This window comes from Leisingera sp. ABM4_101 (assembly GCF_056158725.1).
Window position 1 is genome coordinate 913396 of the sequence record NZ_JBSWTV010000002.1, and the last position, 21608, is coordinate 935003.

The following is a 21608-nucleotide window of genomic DNA, read 5'->3' on the forward strand; positions in this document are numbered from 1 at the left end:
TGCGATTCCGCGGCAGGTTTCTCCATGGGCCTGTGCTGGACGACATCCCGGCCTGCGCCATCCACTCTAACCTATGAAGGAGACCCCGATGTCGATCACTGCGGAAGAAAAAGCGCGCCTGATGAAAGAATTCGCAACCAAAGACGGCGATACCGGTTCCCCGGAAGTCCAGGTTGCAATCCTGACCTCGCGCATCAACACCCTGACTGAGCACTTCAAAACCCACAAGAAGGACAACCACGGCCGCCGTGGCCTCCTGAAAATGGTTGCTCAGCGCCGCAAGCTGCTGGACTACACCAAAGGCAAGGATGAGGCCCGTTACCAGGACCTGATCAAACGCCTGGGCATCCGCCGCTAATCCGCGCTAATCCGGATTTTCTGCGCCCGTTCCGAAAGGAGCGGGCGTTTTCTTTTGGCCACCCGTCCACCGGGGGCAGTCAGCGGGCCGGAGCGCTGCGTTCATCCAGACAGCATTCGCTTTGCAGATAGGCGATCACATCCCACAGGCGGCCGTATTGCGGAACGCAGCGCAGGATGCGCCCCTCCCGCTGCTGTTTGATCAGCCCGGCCTCCACCAGGCTGGCAACATGGTGGGTCATCGAGGAATGCGGGATATCCAGATCCTCGCGCAGCACCCCGACCGGCAGCCCGTCAAAGCCTGACTTCACCAGCCTCTTGAAAATCCGCAGCCGGTGCGGGTGGCCCAGCTCCTTGAGAACCTTTGCAATTTCGTCGACGTCCATGAGCGCTCCGGGTTGGATGTTACGAATTTACCGGTAATATATTGACTCGCACTCTGGTGATCAATATTTCGATAAAACCAGTAATTTAGAATCAGAGGTTGGACCGATGTCACCTGAAGTCACCGCTGCCCTGCAGGAAGCAGGCGGCATGTTTCTTTTCCTCGCCGTGGAACTGACGGCGCTGTTCCTGCTGATCAGCTACGGCGTGGCGGTGCTGCAGGAGTATATCTCACCGGCCCGCATCCAGGCGGTCCTCAGCTCGCGCAACGGCCGCGGCTATGTGGTTGCCGCGCTGATGGGAGCAATCACACCGTTTTGCTCCTGCTCGACGATTCCCTTCCTCAAGGGGCTGCTCAGGGCGCGGGCCGGGTTTGGCCCGATGATGGTGTTCCTGTTCTCCAGTCCGCTGCTGAACCCGGTGATCATCGGATTGTTCACCGTGACCTTCGGCCTGCAGGTGGCTGTAGTCTATTTCCTGATCGCGATGGTGGTCTCGGTGGCTGCGGGCGTGCTTCTGGAGGCGCTGGGGTTCGAGCGCCATGTGGAACCTGCGGCCTATGAGGCCCCAGCTCCCAGCGGCTGCGGCAGCTCTTGCAGCGCGGCGTCTCAGCCTGAGAACCGCTGGCTGCGGCTCTGGAAATCGGTCTGGAAGGACTTCAAGGGCGTGCTGCCCTACCTGCTCGGAGGCATTGCCATCGGCTCGTTCATTTACGGCTTTATGCCAACCGGGCTGATCACCGAATACGCGGGCAGCGACAACCTGTTTGCCATTCCGGTGGCCGCGGTGATCGGCATCCCGCTCTACATCCGGGCGGAAGCGGTGATCCCTCTGTCGGCGGCACTGGCGGCCAAGGGCATGTCGCTGGGGGCGGTGATGGCGCTGATCATCGGCAGCGCCGGGGCCAGTCTGACAGAGGTTATTCTGCTGCGTGCCATTTTCCGGATGCCGATGATCCTGGCCTTCCTGGCGGTGATCCTGACGATGGCGGTCGGAGCCGGGCTGATCTATGCGCTGACACCGCTTGGTGCCTGAACCTGCGCAGGGCAAAAAACACGGCTGGCCTCAAGAGAAGCCAGCCGTTGTCAGTTTCAGCCGGGTTATTCGCCGTAGGGTACCCAGATGTTCTTCACCTCAGTGGCCTCCTGCAGGAAGCGCTTGGTATGGTCCTGTGTCCAGTCCGTCGCTGTGCAGTTGTTGACCCAGGTGCGCTTCAGGTTGCCTGCAGAAGCCGCCTCGATCGCTGCTGACAGATCAGAAGAGGAGAAACTCCAGACCGCGTCGACGTTCAGATGCGAGGCTAGCGGTTTCGCCAGTTCTGCATGGCTGCCTGTCAGGATGTTGACGACACCGCCGGGCACGTCTGAGGTGTCCAGAACCTGATAAAAATCGGTTGCTGCCAGCGGGAAGGCTTCGGAGGCCGCCAGCACCACCCGGTTGCCCATGGCAATCGCCGGCGCCATCACCGAAACCAGACCCAGCAGCGGTGCCTCATCGGCGCAGAGCGCGCCGATCACGCCAACCGGCTCTTTCATCGCCAGCGCCACGCCGCGGATCGGCACGCCATGCACCTGGCCGTCGTATTTGTCGGCCCAGGCGGCCGCAGAGAACAGGCGCTGGATCGAGGCTTCGACTTCAGCCGCGCCGCCCTTCTTGGCTGTCATGGCGTCGATGCGGGCCGCGAATTCCTCAGCGCGGGCAGAGAGGTTCTCGCCAATGTAGTACAGGATCTGCGCCCGCAGGTGGCCGGTGGCCTTGGACCACTTGGCGGCGCCGGCCGCAGCCTCGACCGCGTTGCGCACGTCCTTGCGGTTGGCCAGCCCCACGTGCCCCAGGAGCGCGCCGGATTTGCCGTAGATGGCTTGGCTGTAGCCGCTGTCTGGACGGGCCTGCTTGCCGCCGACATACATCTTGGCAGTGCGGTCCAGCGGGTCTGCCGGGGCGCCGTTGCCTTCGAAGGCATCCACCTTGGCCAGCGGTTTCGCCTTTGTCCTGGCCCGGGTATAGGCGGCGAGGCCTTCCCAGCCGCCTTCCCGGCCAAAGCCGCTCTCACGCACGCCGCCAAAGCCGGCCGCGGCGTCGAACATATTGGTGCCGTTGACCCAGACCACGCCCGCAGCCAGCTTAGGCGCCATGTCGAGCGCAAGGTTCACGTTCTCGGTCCAGAGCGTCGCCGCCAGGCCGTAGCGGGTGTTATTGGCGAGTTCCACCGCCTCGGCAGGCGTGCGGAAGGTGCAGGACACGAGTACTGGGCCAAAGATCTCCTCCTGCATCAGCGGATCGGCGGGGGTGAGACCCTCGATCAGCGTCGGCGGGTAGAAGCAGCCGCCTTCGGGCATTTCAACCTGTGCCTGATGCATTTGGCCCGCCTGGTTGGCGGCGACCATTTCGCTGATGGTGTTCAGCTGCACCGGATCCACCACGGCGCCAACGTCGATACATTTGTCGAGCGGGTTGCCGACGCGCAATCCGTCCATGCGGGCCTTCAGCTTGGCATGGAAGCGGTCTGCGATGCCTTCCTGAACCAGCAGGCGTGAACCGGCGCAGCAGACCTGGCCTTGGTTGAACCAGATTGCATCGACAAGGCCTTCGATTGCCGAGTCGATGTCGGCGTCGTCAAAGACGATGTAGGGCGACTTGCCGCCGAGTTCGAGCGTCAGCGCCTTGCCGCTGCCTGCGGTGGCCTCGCGGATCCTGCGGCCAACGGAGGTGGAGCCGGTGAAGGCTATCTTGTCCACATCCGCTGCGGTGATCATTTCACCCACGGCGCCGTCTCCGGTGACGATGTTGACCACACCCTTGGGCAGGCCTGCCTGGCGGCAGATGTCAGCAAACAGCAGGGCGGTCAGGGAGGTGTATTCCGCGGGTTTCAGCACCACGGTGTTGCCCATGGCAATGGCCGGCGCAATTTTCCAGGCCAGCATCAGGAGCGGGAAGTTCCAGGGGATGATCTGGCCGCAGACACCCAGGGCCTCTGCATCCGGCAATTCGCTGTCCATTAGCTGGGCCATGCCGGCGTGATAGTAGAAATGCCGTTGCGCCAGGGGGATGTCGATGTCACGGCTCTCGCGGATCGGTTTGCCGTTGTCCAGCGTTTCCAGAACGGCAAACAGGCGGGAATGCTTCTGCAGCAGGCGCGCGATGGCATAAAGGTATTTGGCGCGGCCCACGCCGCCAAGACCGGCCCAGCCGCCCTGCGCTTTGCGGGCAGCCTCAACAGCGGCATCCACATCCGCCTGCGTGGCTTGGGTCAGCGTTGCCAGCACTTCGCCGGTGGCGGGGTTCTTGCTGTCGAAACCGTCGCCTGGCGCGGTGAATTCACCGTTGATGAAATGGCCGAACCGGCTGCCCTGATCGACCAGCCAGGCCAGCGCTTCGGCGGCGCTTTCGGGGGCGGGACCGTATTCCATGGTGTCGAAAATCTCTTTGATGGTCATATGTTCAGCCCTCAGCCCATGGAGTGGCGGTAGCCGGCGGAGTATGCCCCGGTGACATGGTGTTCCAGCTGGCGCTCGATATCGCCCAAGAGCGAAGACGCGCCAAAACGGAACAGATCCGGCTGCAGCCAGCGGTCGCCCAGTTCGTCTTTGATAAGCGACAGGTACACCAGCGCGTCCTTGGCTTTGGAGATGCCGCCGGCGGGTTTGTAGCCGACGCGGTAGCCGGTGCGGTCATAGTAGTCGCGGATGGCGCGGATCATCACCAGCGACACGGGCAGGGTGGCGTTGACGCTTTCCTTGCCGGTGGAGGTCTTGATGAAATCGGCTCCGGCCATCATGCAGACCAGCGAAGCGCGCGCCACATTGCGCAAGGAGCCCAGCTCTCCAGTGGCCAGGATCGCCTTCACATGGGCGTCGCCGCAGGCCTGGCGGAAGGCTTTCATCTCGTCATAAAGCGCCTGCCAGTTGCCTTGCAGCACATGACGGCGGGTGATCACGATGTCGATCTCCTCGGCGCCGTCCTTGACGCTTTCCTCGATCTCCGCCACCCGCAGGTGGAACGGCGACAGGCCGGCCGGAAAGCCGGTGGAGACGGCGGCAACCGGAATGCCATTGCCCTCCAGCGCCTTGACCGCAGTCGGGATCATGTCGTGGTAGACACAGACCGCACCAGTGGTGAGGCCTTCCATGCCCAGCGTGTGCAGGAGGCCGGCGCTGACCGGCTGGCGCGCCTTGGCGCACAAGCGGCGGACCCGGCCTTCGGTGTCGTCACCGGACAGGGTGGTCAGGTCAATCAGGCTGACCGCTTTCAAGAGCCAGGCAGCCTGGTGGTCCTTCTTGACGCTGCGGCGGCCCGGCAGGGTGGCGCAGCGGCGTTCGATGGCCGATGTGTTGGCCTGCACGGCAGCGACCCAGTCCAGGTCCAGCTCCATGCCCGGGTTGCGCGGCTCTGCCAGCTGCGGCAGCTGCGCGCTTCGTTCAGCGGTATGGCTATCCATTGGAAATCCTCGGAAGAGTTCCGTGCGAAAATCGCACGGGTGCGGCATCTTGGCAAGCGAGGGCCGGGGCGTGCGGGCATGTTTTTTGACTAAATGGACAAAAAATTCCGCGAAGGCCGGACCATAGCTCTCGTAAAGCTCCTGAATCTAGCAGCGCGGTGTGAAAATCGTGTTTTCCGCGTCTTTGAGCCCAGGGCTGCGCATTCCGGTGGCAGAATCGCCTCCACATGCTAAATTTAGCGGTATGAGCAGTGCAGACCCCCATATCAGCGACAAACCGCAAGCAGACGGTCTTTCAGGCAGCCGGCCTGTGATCCGCCAGCTGGACGACAGCGCCATTAACCGGATTGCCGCCGGCGAGGTGGTGGAACGGCCTGCCTCGGCGGTGAAAGAACTGGTGGAAAACGCCATTGACGCCGGTGCAACCCGGATCACGGTGGAGATCGCCGATGGCGGCAAGACGCTAATCCGGGTCACGGATGATGGCTGCGGCATGACCCCGGAGGACCTGCCGCTGGCGCTGAGCCGCCATGCGACTTCCAAGATCGACGGTTCAGACTTGCTGAATATCCACACCTTCGGTTTCCGCGGCGAGGCGCTGCCAAGCTTGGGCGCGGTTGGGCGGCTGACCATCACCAGCCGGGCCGAAGGCCATGAGGCAGCGCAGATCCGGGTTTCCGGCGGCAAGCTGGAACCGGTGAAGCCAGCCGCCCTGCGCACAGGCACCATTGTCGAGCTGCGCGACCTGTTCTTTGCAACGCCTGCACGGCTCAAATTCATGCGAACCGACCGGGCCGAGGCGCAGGCGATCGGCGACACGGTGAAGCGGCTGGCGATGGCAGAGCCTTCGGTGGGCTTCACTTTGCGGGATGTCTCTGGCGGCGGCGAGGGGCGGGTCACCTTCCGCGCCGACCCTTTGTCCGGCGACCTGTTTGATGCGCTGCACGGGCGGCTGGCCTCGGTGCTGGGGCGCGAGTTTGCTGAAAATGCGCTGAAGATCGACGCCACCCGCGAGGGCATCCGGCTTTATGGTTATGCGGCACTGCCAACCTATTCCCGCGGTGCGGCGGTGGCGCAGTTCCTGTTTGTGAACACGCGCCCGGTGAAGGACAAGATGCTGACCGGCGCGCTGCGCGCCGCTTATTTCGACTTCCTCAGCCGCGACCGGCATCCGGCGGCGGCGCTGTTCATTGATTGCGATCCGCAGCTGGTCGATGTGAACGTGCACCCGGCGAAGTCCGAAGTGCGGTTCCGCGATCCCGGCTTGGCGCGCGGGCTGATCGTTTCCTCCCTGCGCCATGCGCTGGCAGAAGCCGGGCACCGCGCCTCGACCACCGTGGCTGGTGCCACGCTCGGAGCAATGAAGGTAGAGCAGCCCACCGCGAGCGGTGCCCCCCGGATCTATCAGATGGATCGGCCGTCTTATGGTGCACGGACGGCATCTTATACGGCGCAGCAGCCAGAGAGCTTTGCGCCCGCACCCGCCTACCAGCCGCTGGCGTCTCAGGGATTTGCCGAGCTGGCCGGTGCCTACAGCGGCCGGGTGACAGAACCGCCGGAAGCCCCGATGGCCCCGGGTCAGCCTTTGGGTGCGCCCAAGGGTGCCGCGCCCGGGGCCGAGGCCCTGCCGCTGGGTGCGGCACGCGGCCAGGTGCATGAGAACTACATCATCGCCCAGACCGCCGACGGCATGGTCATTGTCGACCAGCACGCCGCACATGAACGGCTGGTCTATGAGAAGCTGAAACGCCAGATGGCAGAGAACGGTGTCGCGGCGCAGGCGCTGCTGATCCCGGAGATCATCGAACTGAGCGACAACGACTGCGCTTGCCTGCTGGGCGTGGCCGATGAGCTGGCGAAATTCGGTCTCGGCATCGAGGCCTTCGGCGGCAATGCCATTGCAGTCAGGGAAACCCCGGCGATCTTGGGAGAGGTCAACGCCGAGGCGATGATCAAGGACATCCTGGACGAGCTGTCGGAGCAGGGCGAAAGCCAGCTGGTGCAGGCCAAGGTCGAGGCGATTCTGAGCCGGGTGGCCTGCCATGGCTCGATCCGCTCAGGCCGCCGGATGCGGGGCGAGGAGATGAATGCGCTGCTGCGGGAGATGGAGGCCACCCCTCATTCCGGCCAGTGCAACCATGGCCGCCCCACCTATGTGGAATTGAAACTGGCAGATATCGAGCGCCTGTTCGGGCGCACATGAACAAGAACCCCCGTTTAAGGGAGGACGAGCAGTGACACTGGAACAAGCCCAATGGGCGATCTACGCGCTGGCCGGATTGGCCGCGCTTCTGGCGCTGGCCGCGCTGAGGCTGCGCAGCACGGCGCGGCAGTTGGAACAAATCAACGCAGAACAGCGCAGCCATATTGCCGGGTTGAAGGCCGAAGTGGCGCGGCTGCCGGAGCTGACGGATGAACTGGCCACCCTGCGCCGCACCAGCGATAACGAGCGTACAGCGCGGTATCAGGCAGAGGCGCAGGTGCAGGCGCTGAAGGCGGAGCACGCCGCGCGGCTGGAGGAACTTAGCCACATGAACCAGCAGATGGAGCACAAGTTTGCGTCTCTGGCCAATGGCGTTTTGAAGCAAAATTCCGAAAGCTTCCTGAGCTTGGTCAGCGAGCGGTTTCAGGCTCATAGCAAGACGGCGGATGAGGATTTGGCCAAACGCCACGCCGCGATCGAAAACCTGGTGAAACCGCTGGACCAGAAGCTTGGCCAGTTCGGGGAACGGATCAAGGAGATCGAACAGGCGCGCAACGAGGCCTATGGCGCCATCCAAACTCAGGTGAAGCATCTGGCCGAAGGCCAGGCGGCGCTGGGCGGCGAGACCCGCAAGCTGGTGCAGGCCCTGCGCGCACCCAAGACCCGCGGCCGCTGGGGCGAGATGCAGCTGCGGCAGGTGTTCGAGATGGCGGGCATGGCTGAACACGTGGACTATGAGCTGGAGAAGAGCGTCGGCACTGATGAGGGCCTGCGCCGCCCCGACGCAGTGGTGCGCATTCCCGGCGGCAAGAGCATCGTAGTGGATGCCAAAACCCCGTTGGAGGCCTATCTGGATGCGCTGGAGGCGGAGACACCCGACGCTCAGCAGGCGGCGCTTGCCCGCCACGCAAACCACGTGAAGACCCACGTGCGGCAGCTGGCCTCGAAATCCTATCAAAGCGCCCTGGGTGAAACGCCGGATTTCGTGGTGATGTTTATCCCTGGCGAGACCTTCGTATCGGCGGCAGCGGAAGCGGACCCGGGACTGATCGAATATGCCTTTGAAAACAAGGTGCTGATCGCCACCCCGACCACGCTGATGGCCCTGGTCAAGTCGATTGCCTATGGCTGGCAGCAGGAAAAGATGGCGGAAAATGCGGTCGAAGTGCAGAAGACCGCCAAGGAGCTGTATGACCGGCTGGCGACCTTCTCCAAGAACCTGGCGTCGGTCGGGCGGTCGCTTTCCTCTTCGGTGAACAACTACAACAAGGCGGTGGGCTCTCTGGAAGCCCGGGTGCTGCCCTCGGCCCGCCGGTTCGAGGCGATGGGCGTGGTGGCGAACGGGGCGGAACTGGAAGACCCGGGTCAGGTGGAAGTCGAGCCGCGTCAGGTCGCGCTGCTGGCGGAGGAGTAGATGCGGTCTCTCCTTGGCCTGCACGCAGGCCGCCGTGCCGAGGCGGCCCTTCTGAGCGCCGCGGAGGTAGAGGCCGAACGCATTGTCGCGCTGCTGCGGATTGCGGTGGCGTTGGGCCTGATGCTGGCGATGATGCTGGCCATAGAGTCCGTCCGGGTGATTGAGGAGCCGCATCTGCGGCGCCAGGTCGGGCTGGCAGCAGCCACTATGCTGTCTTACCTGGCAGTTGGTGTGCTGATTTACTGGGCGATTGGCAGAGGTCTGTTCAAACCCTGGATGATCTGGCTGGCCGTTTTGGCGGACTGCGCCTTTCTGCTTCTCAATACCTTTCTGTCATTGGTGAATACTGGTGTGCCCGGCGGTGCGCTGTTTGCCATGCCAGCGGTTTGGATGGCTCCCGTTGTGCTGGCCTTTGGGGTGCTGAGACTTAGCCCATTAAGGCTTGCGGTGATGCTGGCGCTGATTGCAGCCGGGTTTGGCTGGATGATCTTGTGGCAGCCGCCCGAAGCTGCGCCGGATCTGGTGGAAAGGATAAGGCTTACGCTGGATGCGCCGCCGAATTTCATGCGCCTGGTTATGCTGTGCCTGGCCGGGGCCGTCCTGGTTGTGGCGTCCGTGCGGATGCGGATTCTTTTGCACCGTTCCATCGAGGAAGCCCGTCAAAAGGCCAATCTGACCCGCTATTTGCCGGCGCAGCTGGCTGACCGCCTGGCGGGCGGCGGGCTGGAGGCGATGCAGGAAGGCCGCCAGCAGCACATGGCTATTCTGTTCATCGATATCCGTGGCTTTACCAGCTGGTGCGAAGGGCGCGCCCCGCACGAGGTAAGCCGGCTGATCACTGGGTTCCGGGGTCAGGTCGAAGATGTGGCGGACCGGACCGGGGGGCTGATTGACAAATACATCGGCGATGCAGCGATGATCCTGTTTGACGGCAAGCGGGCGGCGGCGCGGGCACTGGAGTGCGCCGAAGGGCTGGCGGTGCAAATGCAGGACTGGCGCCAAACGCGGGAGCAGGCCGGGGACACAGGCCTGGGTGTCGGGATCGGGGTGCATTGGGGCGAGGTGTTCTCCGGGGTGACCGGGACCTCGGCGCGCCTGGAGTATTCTGTCTTCGGTGACACGGTGAACACCGCGGCGCGGCTGGAGCAGCTTACCAAGGTGCAAGGGATGGCGCTGATCGCCTCTGCCGACCTGCTGCAGGAGGCCGGAGCAGAGCCCGCGCGCGAAGGCTGGACTGCGCTGCCGGCAGAGGTTTTGCGCGGGCGCAGCAAGGGGCTCGCGCTCTTCGGCAAGGCGCCCGGGTAGCCGCTGCGCCATTTGCCTCAGATCAAAGACTTAGGTGTTTGCTTGACTGTTTGATATGCTGAGGCAGCGAACAGAAGGAATGGAGCAATGCTGGAGATCTCGGCCCGCAAGGTGGCACAGGTGGCGATGATGGCCCGGGAGCTGGGCCGGGCGGAGGGTGAGCTGCGCGCGTTTATCGACCGGATGAGCGAGGATCAGCAATCGGAGCTGGTCGGCATTATGTGGGTCGGCCGCGGCAGTTTCGAACCGGAGGAGCTGGGGGAGGCGATCTATACCGCCCGGCAGGAAGCCACCACACCGACCGTTGATTACCTGCTTGGTACGCCGCATCTGGCCGACAATCTGGAGGCCGGGCTGGAGGCGCTGGGGATCGACGTCAATGATGTCGAGGACGATGTGATCGGCCGCTGAGGTTTTTTGAGCCTGTTTCTTGGACATAGGGCGCCGCATGTGACGGCGCCCTTTGAGTTCCGGAAGGCGTCCGGGGCTCTGCCCCGGGCCCCGGGATATTTTCAGCCAGAAGAACAGGGGATCCTTGCGGCAAGCCGCCGGGATATCCGGAGCGATCAGGCCTTGCTGTCGACGATCTCCAGATGCTGGGCCAGCTTGCCGATCTCGCCCATCCATTTTTCGACCAGGGCAGAGTCGCTGGGGGCGGCGTGGACCCCGGCGGCGATCTTGCCGTTCATCGCAGCCTCGATGGCAAAGGAGACCGGGTAGGACACCAGGCGCGCCATGGCGGTGCCGCGCGCGTCGCCCCATGCGTCCATCACATAGGTCTTGTGCCAGACCTCGGCGCCGTCCTTCTCGGCCTTCAGGCCGACACACAGCACCACCCGGTCCGGTTCGCCTTCGTCATAGGCGTTCTCGGCCCAGAACTGATCCGACATTTCCTTGAGCCGGGCGTCGCCTTCGGGGCCGGAGAGGGTTTCGACCTCCTTGAAGACATCCGCCCAGGCATCCGCCCAGCCGTTGAGGCGCAGGGTGCCGCGGACGAATTCCTTGACCTTCCAGTCGTCGCCGAATTCGTATTGGGACATGAAGGGGATCGAGTCGCGGTTCGGGTAGACCTCGAAGCTTTCCGGCGCGGGCAGCGGAGCCTCGTAGGAGGAGATCGCATCCCACGGCCGGGCAACGTCGAGCTCCTTGAAGTCGCGGATCGACTTCGACGGCGAACGCAGCGCTTTCAGCACGCCCAGGGGCGACCAGCTGAACTTGTAGCGGAACGGGTTCGGGGTCTTGGGGATGCCGCCGCAGTAGGAGATGAAGCTGATCTCGTTTGCCGGGTCGAAGGCACCGGAGGCCTTGTAGTCCGCCACCAGCGCATGCGCCATCAGGTGGTCGATGCCCGGATCCAGACCCACCTCGTTGATCAGGCAAACGCCAGCGTCCTTGGCCTTCTGGTCCAGCGCGCGCATTTCCGGCGCGATGTAGGAGGAGGAGACGAAATGCGCGCCGCGCTCGATCGCCAGTTCCGCCAGCGGCACATGCCAGTCGCCCGGCAGCATCGACACGATGACGTCCTTGGGGCTCAGCATCTGGCCCAGGTTGGCGATGCTGAACGCGTGAATGTTGGTGGTCAGGTCGCCCACGGCCTCGCGCGCCTTGTCGGTGGTCCGGTTCCAGACCGCCACGTCGTGGCCCGCTTCCAGCAGACGGCGCAGGCCGGGGATTGCCGACAGGCCGGTGCCGCACCAGTGAATAGTCATGTGTCAGTCCCTTTCTTGTATTTCAGGATTGCCCCGATGATCGCCAGAACGATGACGATGGAGCAGGCATTGGCAAGAATGATGGGCGCATCGCCCACCAGCAGTCCGTAGATCAGCCACAGGCTGACGGTTCCGAGAAACATCAGGTTGGCTGGCAGGGACAGACCGGCGGTATCGCGCGTTGCCCAGGCTTTCCAGGCCTGCGGCAGCCAGCAAACGGTGCCGAGAAGAGCTGCCAGAAATCCGATGTAGGTTGCGGTCATTCCGGCAGGTGCTCCTGGAATGTGGCCTTGGCCCGGCCCCAGACGCCGCTGTCCAAATCGGCCAGCGTCAGCAGCGATGGCAGCAGCTGCGCCGCATAATCCTCGGAGCTTTCGACCGGCAGCATTGACGGCAGGTTGTCGATCGCCATCACGTCCAGCACCGGGTTTTCGGCGACGCGCAGGGCGGGGGCCTCCCAGGTGGTGGCGCGGTCGTAGACCGGCACCGGGTTGTAGTCGCTGTCCGGATCGCAGGCGACATCGCCAATGGCGGTGAGCTTGCGGTCCGCGGTCAGCGCCTCTTGCGGGACAAAGACCGGGGTGCCGGGACGTGCAAAGATGCAGTTCAGGAACAGGTCATGGGCCAGGATTTCCGGGAAGGGGCCGCCGTGGGCGGTCTCCGCCATGTCCCATTTGGTGACGGCGATGCCCATTGCCTCGCAGAGGTCGGCAGCACCGGTGCCGACGCGGCCAAGCGCGCCGATCACGATGGCGGTGGGGCGGTCTCTGTTCAGGGCATCCAGCTCGGCGCCCAGATCCGCCAGCAGCGCGTCTTTGCCGCCGTAGACGCCAACCGGGCCGCAGAGCTCGCCGCGCTGCTGCGCCGCCCAGGCTTTCAGCGTCACCGCGGCGCCGGCATAGCCCGCCCAATAGCCAAAGGCGGCAACCCGGCGGCCGGTCTCGTCGACCAGGTATTCCAGGTCATAAAGCGTGCCGCCGCCAGCCTTGAACCGCTCCAAGAGCGCCTTGCCGGAGTGCTGGCCCTTGAAGGCATGGCCGAACATGATGTGGCGGTGCGGCAGCGGAGTGCCGTCCTCGGGCAGTTCCTTGAGGCCGAAGATGATCGCGTCGGCAGGCGCCTCTGGCCAGGAGTTTTCCGGCGCAATTTCGCAGCCTGCATCAATGTAGCCCTGCAGCGGGATTGCCCGGACAGAGCTTTCCTCGACTGTGACCTTGATGCCCGCGGCCATCAGTGCCTTGGCGCCTTCGGGGGTCAGGCCAACCCGTTCTTCGTTGGGGCGCTGTTCCGCCCGTACCCACAGATGCGTCATTGTCATGTCCTTTAAAGCATTCCCTTGGCATAGACCGCGCGCACCAACTCGCGCTGTTCCATTGCCGTCATGAAGTTCTGGATTTTCGGGAAGTCCGCGACCTTGACTCCGTCGCCTTTCAGCCAGGTGCAAACCACATAAAGGTAGCAGTCGGCCAGGCTGACGTCTTCGCCCAGCACAAACGGGCCGCGGAGGCCGAACTGGCTGATGTGTTCGCAGCAGGCCGTCATGGTCTGCGGAACCATCTTTTGCATGTCCTTCCAGCTGGAGCGCTCCTTGGCCCAGCGGGCGCCGCGAAGTTTGTGAGCATGGTTCACATGCATGGTGGAGGCGAGATAGAACATCACTTCCCGCATCCGGGCTAGCACCACCGGGTCTTGCGGGCGCAAAGACGCTTCGGGTGCCATGTCGGCGATATACTCCAGAAGCGCACCGGTCTCGGTCAGGATGCCGCCCTCAACCGCCAGTGCCGGCACCCGGCCCTTGGGGTTGATCTGGGCATAGGCCGCACCGGTCTGCTCCTTTGCGGCAAAGTCGATTTTCACCGCCTCATATTCGACCCCGGCTTCTTCGAGTGCGATAGCCACAGCCACCGAAATGGTATTGGGGGCATAATAGAGCTGCATGTCGTCCCTCCCGTTTGTGTCTCAGAGATGTGTCTGGGCAAAATGCCGGTCCGGCGCTTCCAGATGCGGCACCGCATTGAACAAAACCGGGCTCCAGTGGCCGCCGATGGGGAACAGCCGGTGCATCGAGGTGTTCATTACCGCCAGCGCAATCCGCGCCATGCCCGCGGTGTCCAGCCCCATAGCCTGCCGCAATGCCATGGAGATCAGCCCGCCGGAGGTCACCACGAGGGCCGGACCGTAGCCTGATGCGATCTCCTCCAAAGCTTGCCGGGTACGGGTCTCAAACTGTTCCCAGCTTTCGTAAGGCGCGGCAATGTCGCCGGCGGACCAAGCGGCAAAGACCTTAGGCAGATGGTCGACAAAGCCCTCGCGCTCTTCCGGGATCGGTAGCCCGTGCTGATCGCGCATAGCCTCGGCGAGGGTGAAATACTCCATCTCGTTCAGGCGTTCATCCTGAACAGGGTCCGCAAAGCCCATCGAGGCGGCGGTTTCGAGATGCCGGGTCAGCGTGCCGCAATAGATACGCGGATGATGGCTTCCGCTGGCGCGCAGATGCTCACCCAGCCAGGCCGCCTGCTGGTGGCCCAGATCGCTAAGCCGGTCATAGCTGGCCTCGTCCCGGGCGCCGGTGTTGGCCTGGCCGTGGCGGATCAGCGTGATATGGGACATGGGGCAGCGGCTCCGTTGTTACCGGGGGAGTCTTAGGGGAGCTTGCAGGCAGAGAAAAGGGCAGCTTGAAGCCGCGCCTGCTAAATTCATTGCCGGCCGGAAAGACATGGCGCAATGTGCGCATGCCAGATTGGAGACCTGCCATGCCGCTCGACCCTCAGCGATTTCTCGAAGACCTGCAAAAGCTGCGCAGCTTTGGTGCCTCTGGTGTGGGCAAGGGAGTGGTGCGGCAGGCCTATTCTGATGCAGACATCGCTGCGCGCAGGTGGCTGGCGGAGCGGATGAAAGAGGCCGGATTAGAGCCGCATTTTGATCCGCTCGGCAATCTGTTCGGACTGGCGGGCAGGCAAGGCCTGCTGGTGGGATCGCACAGCGACAGCCAGCCCGAAGGCGGCTGGCTGGACGGGGCGCTGGGCGTGGTGGCCGGTTTGGAGATTGCGAGGGCGGCCAAGGAGGCTGGAGGTCCGCCCATTTCCTGCGTCAGCTTCCAGGATGAGGAGGGGCGGTTCGGGGTGCTGACCGGCTCGGACGTCTGGAGCGGCAAGCTGAAACTGGCGGAGGCGGACGGGTTTGCCGACAATCAGGGTAATACGCTTGCGGACATGCGGGAGCGGATAGCGAGCCAGGCCGGGGATTTCCTGCCGCATGACAGGTTCAGCGGTTTCCTTGAAATGCACATCGAGCAGGGGCCTTACCTGGAAGAAACCGGTCAGAGAATCGGGGTGGTGACGGACATCGTTGGCATCAGGGACATGCGGATCACTTTTGAAGGCAGGCAGAACCACGCAGGCACCACGCCGATGCATCTGCGCCAGGATGCGTTTCAGGCGCTGTCTTCCTTCAATGCGGCTCTAAACAGCCGGTTTGCACATGTAGTGACGCCCGCCACGGTCTGGACCATCGGTCATGTGGGGCTGCATCCCAATGCGTCCTCCGTGGTGCCGGGGCGGGTGGAATTTTCCATGCAGTGGCGGGATGCGGATACGGACCGGCTGGCGCGGATGGAGACCATCATCAATGAAACCGCGCAGGAGATTGCGGCCGGTCACAATGTAGAGGCAGCGCTCGGCCCGGTGATGGGCATCGAACCGGCGGCGATGGATGCGCGGCTTCAGGCTGAACTGGGCAAGGCAGCGGAGGCGCTGGCCCCGGGAAGATGGCAGAAAATGCCCTCCGGCGCGCTGCATGATGCGGCCAATCTGGCAACGGTTATGCCTGCGGGGATGCTGTTTGTCCCCTCTAAAGGCGGCATCAGCCATGCCTTTGACGAGGACACGGATGAGGCAGATCTGGTGCTGGGCCTGCAGGTGCTGGACCGCGCGGCCCGGGCGATGGCCGGGTGAACTCCCGCCTGTTCCCGGACCTCCTGCCGGAGGACCGTCACCGTTGGGCCGGGCGCCGCTTGCGCGGCGCGGGTCAGGCCCGGCCGTAGCCGCGCTTGATCATCCGGTTGCGATGTTTGTCGGCGGCCAGCGAGGCCTCGCGCAGGTTGGCATAGATATTGATCACGCTTTGCCCGTTGCCGCCGGCCACGCCCCATTCCCGCAGCACGGAGACTTCGGAAAACAGGTTCATCGCCAGCTCAATGCGGTAGAACCGCGACGGGCGCGAGGGGGCTTGGCGGTAGAGCAGACAGGTGGCCATGCAGCAATTCTATGCCAAGTGATTCGCCCGGGCAAGAAACTCTATGCGGCCCCCAGCAGCGTGAAGCCCAGCAGAACGGAAGACAGCGCTGCCACTGCAAAGGCCAGCGTGCGCAGGACCGGGATGCCAATGGCGTAAATGACATAGTGCGCAGCCATGCCAAGGAAGAAGGTGAGGCCCAGGATGCCGGGCTGTTCCTCTGCCGGCAGCACCAGCATCGCCAGGATGGACAGCGGTGCAAAGGCGGCAAACAGTTCCACGCCCACGATATGCGCCCTGTGGGCCCGCTGTGCCCACAGGGATTGCGGCAGGTCGCTGAGGCCGGGGTTGGCCATGGCGCCCATCAGCCCCCGGACCATGATCCGGTCCAGAATGTAGGGCAGCCAGGCCAGCGCCACCCACAGCCCGGAAAGGGCAGTAAAATACTGCAGCTGGGTCATCTTTTGCTCCTTCTGTCTGACCAGATTGAGCGTAGCCCGGGCGGAGCGGTTTTCTACCAGGACGGCGTCAGATCCAGTCCACATCTCCTAGAAAGATGTAGCCTGCGCCGTAAATTGTCTTGATCAGCCGCGGGTTTTTGGGATCTTCGCGCAGCTTGGTGCGCAGGCGGGAGATCCGCACATCCATTGCCCGGTCGAAGCTTTCACCGGCTGCGCCGCCAAGCGCCTCCTGCATCTGAGCGCGGGAAATCAGCCGCTTGGGGCTGTCCAGGAACAGCCGCAGCACTTCGCCCTCAGCGTGGGAGAAGGGGGTTTCAAGCCCCTGATCGTCCTCCAGAACATAGCGGTCGAAATGGGCGGTCCAGCCGGAAAACTCTGCGGTTTCGCTGGCCTGGGCTGCAGTGCGCGGCCCGCTGCGCAGGCGGGCGCGGACGCGGGCAACGACCTCGGCCGGATCAAAGGGCTTAGTGATATAGTCATCGGCGCCAAGTTCCAGCCCGGTGACCCGGTCCTGCACCTGGGCGCGGCCGGAGATGATGATGACCGCAGCCCCCTGTTCCAGCGCCAGCCGGTGCACCAGGGCCAGCCCGTCGGTGTCGGGCAGCGACAAGTCGACCAGGCAGACGTCGGGGGTGACCCGGTTCAGCGCCGCCTCGAACTCGCGGGCGCGGGCAAAGCTTTGGGTGCGGAAGCCTGCGTCCTCCAGCGTCTCGGTCAGGATCTGCCGGATTTCCGGCTCGTCATCCAGGATGGTAACCAGGGGGGATGTCATGCTGCGGGCTCCGGTTTGATCAGCTCGGACAACTGGTGCGTGGTGAAAGGTTTGCGCAAAACCGGTCCGCATTTCAATGCCTTGCGGAACAGCGGATCGCTGACGGGCAGCGAGGTCATCAGGATGCAGGGCAATCCTGACCCGTCCAGCCGGGCCGTCAGGTCAATGCCGGTGGCACTGCCCTCAAGCTTGATGTCCGAGAGTACCAGAGCAATATCCGGAAGATCGGCCGCAAGGGCGCAGGCCTCATCCACGCTGGCGGCCTCAATCACTGAAAACCCCAGGTCGATCAGCATGTCGCGGAAGGTGGCCCTCAATTCCTCGCTGTCCTCGACCAGCAGCGCCATTCCTCCCTGCGCATCCGGCGCCAGGCGGTAGGGGAGGCGCAGCGTCACGGCAGCACCGGCCTGCGTGTTGCTGATCCGCATATCACCGCCCGCCAGTTTGGCCATGTCATAAACCATTGGCAGGCCAAGTCCGGAGCCTTCGCTGCCCTTGGTGGTAAAAAACGGGTTGAGCGCCTTGTCCAATGCCTCCGGCGAGAAGCCGGGGCCGGTGTCAGAGACGGAAATTTCCACCCAGGTTTGACCCACGGCATGGGCGCTCACCGTGATCTGCCCAGAGGTGCCGCAGGCATCGCGGGCGTTCAGGATCAGGTTCAGGAGCGCATCTTGCAGTTTGCCCGAATCCAGCAGCAGCACCCGATCGGGCATGTTGTCGAGGATGCTGAGGCCGATGCCCTGCGGCAGCGACGGGGAGGCGAGGATCTTCAGTTCGCCCAGCAAGCCATGCATGTCGGTCGCCTGGGGGCGCAGCGTGCGCTGGCCGGTCATCTCTGCGATCCGGTTCAGCAGCCGCCCCCCGCGCCGGGCGGCTGAGAGCGTGCCCTGAACCATTTCGCGGGCTTCACCGCCCAGATCCATTTTCTCCAGCTTGGCCTGCATGCCCAGGATGATGGTCAGCAAATTGGAGAAATCATGGGCCAGGCCGGAGGTCATCTGCGCTGCCATCTCGCGGCGCCGCGCCTGCTGAAGGGCGACGCGGGCCTGGGTTTCCTCGGTCACATCCATCGACAGGATATAGACGCCGCCATGCTGATCCGGCGTGAAGGCGACCCTGATCCGGCGGCTGCCATGGCTCTCGGTGAACTCAAATACCGGGCTTCCGCCCTTGTACGCGGCCAGCAGGTGCGGCTCGATCCGCTCAAATGCGGCCTCCCCAAGCGCATCGGAGATATGCATGCCCAGGATGTCCGACGGCCGGCTGGGAAACACAGAGCTGAGACGGCGGTTGGTATAGGTATAAAAGCCGTCCGCATCCACATGGGCGATATGGGCCGGCATCATCTCTGTTGTCAGGCGCGTGCGGCCCTCGATTTCGGTCAGCTGCCGCTTCGCCTCCTCCAGCGCCGTGTTGGTGGCCGCAAGCTGACGGTTGGCGGCGGACAGCTCCTCTGTATGCGCGATCAGTTTTTCCGACAGCTCTTCTGACCGGGCCCGCAACAGCTGCTCCGCCCGTTTGGCGCGGGTGATGTCGGTATAGACCGTAACCCAGCCGCCCTGCGGCAACGGCGAGCCCTCGATCGAAATCGTCTGCCCATTGGGTCGTTCGCGCTCCAGATAATGGGGCACAAAGTCCAACGCTTGTTCGACCCGGGTCTGAACGATGGCGCTGATATCCGTCTCCGGTGCATATTCGCCGTTTTCTGCCAGAAAGCGGATGGTGTCGGCAAAGGAGGCACCGGGCTGCACCAGATGGTCCGGCAGATCGAACATTTCCTGGAAGCGGCGGTTGCACACCGCGAGGCGCAGGTCATTGTCATAAATCGACAGCGCCTGGGCGATCAGGTTCAGCCCGGCGGTGGTCATGGCGGCGTGCTGTTTGCTTGTCCGGTTCATGGCTCTCCCCGGATCATGGCTAGCACCGGGGCAGGTTCAGGGCAAATTGCCATTCGGCCGCGGGCCGTCCAGGTGTCGCGGCGTCAAACCCAGGATCTTCTTCTGGTTGTTGCAAGTTTCCGAAGGCCGTTCTGCAGCGGTAGGCAGGCTGAACAAGAGTTTCAGAAAACCGCCAGTAGAGTTTGATTCGAAACACCGCCCATTCGTTCGTATCCCGCGCGAATGCGGGCGGACTGTTAACTTGCGCTGCAAGGTTTCGCTCAGGCTGCCTTCCGAAGGTTGGCGTAACAGCCTTTAAAATAAGGCGAAAGGGGCTGTTACAATTCGTAAGATTTGGGAAAACATCAGGAAAAAGTTGACGCGCTACTCTACGCCTGCCCCTATTCGGGCCAGAGCCGCGGGCAGCGGCCAGTCCGGCAGGAACGCCGGAAAGGGAGGAGAGAAAGTTGGCTCAGATGCAGACGGGCGCCCAGGGTATGCAATCCCTGCCGGCGCTGCTTCAACGCAATGCGGCGCAATTCGCAGACGCGCCGGCCTACCGGGAAAAGGAATTCGGCATTTGGCAATGCTGGACCTGGGCCGGGGCGGCAAAGGAAATTGAGGCGCTGGCGCTTGGCCTCATCAACCTTGGCGTGAAAGAGGGCGATTTCGTCGCCATCATCGGCCGCAACCGCCCCTATCTCTATTGGTCGATGGTTGCCGCGCAGGCGGTGGGCGCGGTGCCGGTGCCGCTGTATCAGGATGCAGTGGCCGAGGAGATGGCCTATGTGCTGGGCCATTGCGGCGCGCGTTTCGTGATCGTGGGCGATCAGGAGCAGGCCGACAAGGTGATCGAGATCCAGGATCAGCTGCACCAGTTCGAGCATATGATCTATCTCGATCCGCGCGGCATGCGGAAATACGACCACACCCAGCTGCACCAATTCAGCCATATCCAGGATCAGGGCCGGGCGGCCCATGACGAGCTGATCGGAGAACTGAACAAGCGCCAGGCCAAGCTGGACTACGACAGTACCTGCGTGATGCTTTATACCTCCGGCACCACCGGCAAGCCCAAGGGCGTGGTGCTGTCGAACCGCAACGTGATCCAAAGCGCCAAGAACTCTTCCGAGTTCGACCACCTGGGACAAGGTGAGAACATTCTGTCCTACCTGCCGATGGCCTGGGTGGGCGATTTCATTTTCTCGATCGGCCAGGCCTACTGGTGCGGCTTTTGTGTGAACTGCCCGGAAAGCCAGGACACCATGATGACCGACCTGCGCGAGATCGGCCCGACCTATTTCTTCGCGCCGCCGCGGGTGTTTGAGGGCCAGCTGACAAACGTGATGATCCGGATGGAGGACGCGGGCGCATTGAAGCGTAAGATGTTCCACCACTTCCTGGCGCACGCAAAGAAGGTCGGCGGCGACATTCTGGACGGCCGCCCCGTGGGTCTGATGGACCGCCTGAAATATGCGCTGGGCAATGTGCTGGTTTACGGCCCGCTCAAGGATACGCTGGGTTATGGCCGTATCCGTGTGGGCTACACCGCGGGTGAGGCGATCGGGCCGGAGATCTTTGATTTCTACCGCAGCTTGGGCATCAACCTGAAACAGCTGTACGGCCAGACCGAGGCCACCGTGTTCATCACCGTGCAGCCGGATGGCGAAGTGCGGGCCGATACCGTTGGCGTGCCGGCGCCGGAGGTCGAGATCAAGATCGACGACAGCGGCGAGATCCACTACCGCTCGCCCGGCACCTTTGTGGAATATTTCAACAACCCCGACTCCACCGCCTCAACCAAGGATGCGGAGGGCTGGGTGGCCACAGGCGACGCGGGTTTCTTTGAGGAAGGCTCCGGCCACCTGCGGATCATCGACCGTGCCAAGGACGTGGGCAAGATGGCCGACGGCAGCATGTTTGCGCCCAAGTATGTGGAAAACAAGCTGAAATTCTACCCGGACATCCTGGAGGCGGTGCTGTTCGGCAATGGCCGCGACCGCTGTGTTGCCTTCATCAACATCGACCTGACGGCGGTCGGCAACTGGGCGGAACGCAACAACATTGCCTATGCATCCTATCAGGAGCTGGCAGGCCATCCGCAAGTTCTGGAATCTATCCGCTCGCATGTCACTGAGGTGAACAAATCAGTGGCAGAGGACCCGATGCTGTCGGGCTGCCAGGTGCACCGCTTTGTGGTGCTGCACAAGGAACTGGATGCCGATGACGGTGAGATGACCCGCACCCGCAAGGTGCGCCGCCGCATCGTAGAGGAGAAGTTCGACGATATCATCACCGCGCTGTACGACGGGTCTGAACAGGTCTCGACAGTGACTGAAGTGACCTATGAAGACGGCCGCAAGGGTTCCATCAAGGCGACGCTGACCATTGTCGATGCGGACGTGAAACCGGGAGCGGTTCACAAGGTGGCCGCGGAATGATGCACGTTTCACCG

The 21608-nt window shown here is 63.3% G+C and carries 20 protein-coding genes; 8 read left to right on the forward strand and 12 right to left on the reverse strand.

The annotated features are described in order from the left end of the window. Nucleotides 1-88: 88 nt before the first annotated feature. Nucleotides 89-358: a 30S ribosomal protein S15 gene (gene rpsO / locus ACXAEK_RS05455; protein ID WP_008555454.1), complete on the forward strand. Its 270-nt coding sequence runs from the start codon at nucleotides 89-91 to the stop codon at nucleotides 356-358. A 79-nt stretch (nucleotides 359-437) separates the two neighbouring features. Here the strand turns inward: rpsO and ACXAEK_RS05460 are convergent, their stop codons facing one another. Beyond that, on the reverse strand, nucleotides 438-743 hold the full coding sequence (locus ACXAEK_RS05460; RefSeq protein ID WP_475040306.1) for an ArsR/SmtB family transcription factor: 306 nt from the start codon (nucleotides 741-743) through the stop codon (nucleotides 438-440). 148 nt (nucleotides 744-891) lie between these two features. On the opposite strand from ACXAEK_RS05460, the gene ACXAEK_RS05465 reads away from it, so the two are divergent. Beyond that, nucleotides 892-1776: a permease gene (locus tag ACXAEK_RS05465; RefSeq protein ID WP_475040307.1), complete on the forward strand. Its 885-nt coding sequence runs from the start codon at nucleotides 892-894 to the stop codon at nucleotides 1774-1776. A gap of 65 nt (nucleotides 1777-1841) precedes the next feature. Here ACXAEK_RS05465 and ACXAEK_RS05470 read toward each other — a convergent pair whose 3' ends face one another. Both ACXAEK_RS05470 and deoC read right to left on the reverse strand, forming a co-directional pair. Next, on the reverse strand, nucleotides 1842-4178 hold the full coding sequence (locus ACXAEK_RS05470; RefSeq protein WP_475040308.1) for an aldehyde dehydrogenase family protein: 2337 nt from the start codon (nucleotides 4176-4178) through the stop codon (nucleotides 1842-1844). Between the two features lie 11 nt (nucleotides 4179-4189). Next, nucleotides 4190-5179, reverse strand: coding sequence for a deoxyribose-phosphate aldolase (gene deoC / locus ACXAEK_RS05475; RefSeq protein ID WP_475040309.1), 990 nt, complete (start codon nucleotides 5177-5179; stop codon nucleotides 4190-4192). Between the two features lie 244 nt (nucleotides 5180-5423). On the opposite strand from deoC, the gene mutL reads away from it, so the two are divergent. The 4 genes from mutL to ACXAEK_RS05495 all read left to right on the forward strand — a co-directional run bounded on the left by mutL (nucleotide 5424) and on the right by ACXAEK_RS05495 (nucleotide 10512). Then, complete coding sequence (gene mutL / locus ACXAEK_RS05480; RefSeq protein WP_475040310.1) at nucleotides 5424-7382, forward strand: DNA mismatch repair endonuclease MutL; 1959 nt, start codon at nucleotides 5424-5426, stop codon at nucleotides 7380-7382. A 31-nt stretch (nucleotides 7383-7413) separates the two neighbouring features. Beyond that, on the forward strand, nucleotides 7414-8796 hold the full coding sequence (locus tag ACXAEK_RS05485) for a DNA recombination protein RmuC (RefSeq protein ID WP_475040311.1): 1383 nt from the start codon (nucleotides 7414-7416) through the stop codon (nucleotides 8794-8796). Then, nucleotides 8797-10101, forward strand: a complete 1305-nt coding sequence (locus tag ACXAEK_RS05490; protein ID WP_475040312.1) for an adenylate/guanylate cyclase domain-containing protein — start codon at nucleotides 8797-8799, stop codon at nucleotides 10099-10101. It begins immediately after the preceding gene. Nucleotides 10102-10188: 87 nt separating this feature from the next. Next, nucleotides 10189-10512: a DUF3775 domain-containing protein gene (locus ACXAEK_RS05495; RefSeq protein ID WP_475040313.1), complete on the forward strand. Its 324-nt coding sequence runs from the start codon at nucleotides 10189-10191 to the stop codon at nucleotides 10510-10512. Between the two features lie 155 nt (nucleotides 10513-10667). On the opposite strand, the gene ACXAEK_RS05500 is transcribed toward ACXAEK_RS05495, so the two are convergent. From ACXAEK_RS05500 to ACXAEK_RS05520, 5 genes are read right to left on the reverse strand one after another with little or no spacing between them, the layout of a single operon-like run. Further along, a complete protein-coding gene (locus tag ACXAEK_RS05500) occupies nucleotides 10668-11810 on the reverse strand; it encodes a saccharopine dehydrogenase family protein (RefSeq protein WP_475040314.1) in 1143 nt (380 codons plus the stop codon). Beyond that, nucleotides 11807-12073, reverse strand: coding sequence for a SemiSWEET family sugar transporter (locus ACXAEK_RS05505; protein WP_226429894.1), 267 nt, complete (start codon nucleotides 12071-12073; stop codon nucleotides 11807-11809). The genes ACXAEK_RS05500 and ACXAEK_RS05505 overlap by 4 nt, the downstream gene beginning before the upstream one ends. Then, entirely contained in the window at nucleotides 12070-13122 is a 1053-nt protein-coding gene (locus tag ACXAEK_RS05510) for a saccharopine dehydrogenase (RefSeq protein ID WP_475040315.1), read from the reverse strand. Before ACXAEK_RS05510 ends, ACXAEK_RS05505 begins: the two co-directional genes overlap by 4 nt. An 11-nt stretch (nucleotides 13123-13133) precedes the next feature. After that, the gene (locus ACXAEK_RS05515; protein WP_475040316.1) at nucleotides 13134-13748 is read right to left on the reverse strand and encodes a glutathione S-transferase family protein; all 615 of its coding nucleotides are present in this window, start codon (nucleotides 13746-13748) and stop codon (nucleotides 13134-13136) included. Between the two features lie 21 nt (nucleotides 13749-13769). Then, nucleotides 13770-14420 carry a histidine phosphatase family protein gene (locus ACXAEK_RS05520; RefSeq protein WP_475040317.1) on the reverse strand — a complete coding sequence of 217 codons (651 nt, stop codon included), beginning with the start codon at nucleotides 14418-14420 and terminating at the stop codon, nucleotides 13770-13772. Between the two features lie 143 nt (nucleotides 14421-14563). Here ACXAEK_RS05520 and ACXAEK_RS05525 point away from each other — a divergent pair, with 143 nt between their 5' ends. Beyond that, nucleotides 14564-15763, forward strand: a complete 1200-nt coding sequence (locus ACXAEK_RS05525) for a hydantoinase/carbamoylase family amidase (RefSeq protein WP_475040318.1) — start codon at nucleotides 14564-14566, stop codon at nucleotides 15761-15763. 73 nt (nucleotides 15764-15836) lie between these two features. On the opposite strand, the gene ACXAEK_RS05530 is transcribed toward ACXAEK_RS05525, so the two are convergent. From ACXAEK_RS05530 to ACXAEK_RS05545, 4 genes are all read right to left on the reverse strand, one after another. Then, a complete protein-coding gene (locus tag ACXAEK_RS05530; protein ID WP_065268519.1) occupies nucleotides 15837-16064 on the reverse strand; it encodes a WGR domain-containing protein in 228 nt (75 codons plus the stop codon). Nucleotides 16065-16105: 41 nt separating this feature from the next. Then, complete coding sequence (locus tag ACXAEK_RS05535; protein ID WP_475040319.1) at nucleotides 16106-16504, reverse strand: MAPEG family protein; 399 nt, start codon at nucleotides 16502-16504, stop codon at nucleotides 16106-16108. A 67-nt stretch (nucleotides 16505-16571) separates the two neighbouring features. Beyond that, a complete protein-coding gene (locus tag ACXAEK_RS05540) occupies nucleotides 16572-17276 on the reverse strand; it encodes a response regulator transcription factor (protein ID WP_475040320.1) in 705 nt (234 codons plus the stop codon). Next, complete coding sequence (locus ACXAEK_RS05545; RefSeq protein ID WP_475040321.1) at nucleotides 17273-19174, reverse strand: hybrid sensor histidine kinase/response regulator; 1902 nt, start codon at nucleotides 19172-19174, stop codon at nucleotides 17273-17275. The genes ACXAEK_RS05540 and ACXAEK_RS05545 overlap by 4 nt, the downstream gene beginning before the upstream one ends. Before the next feature lie 455 nt (nucleotides 19175-19629). Between ACXAEK_RS05545 and ACXAEK_RS05550 the strand changes: the two genes are divergently transcribed. Beyond that, nucleotides 19630-21594 carry an AMP-binding protein gene (locus ACXAEK_RS05550; RefSeq protein WP_475045199.1) on the forward strand — a complete coding sequence of 655 codons (1965 nt, stop codon included), beginning with the start codon at nucleotides 19630-19632 and terminating at the stop codon, nucleotides 21592-21594. Nucleotides 21595-21608: the final 14 nt, after the last annotated feature.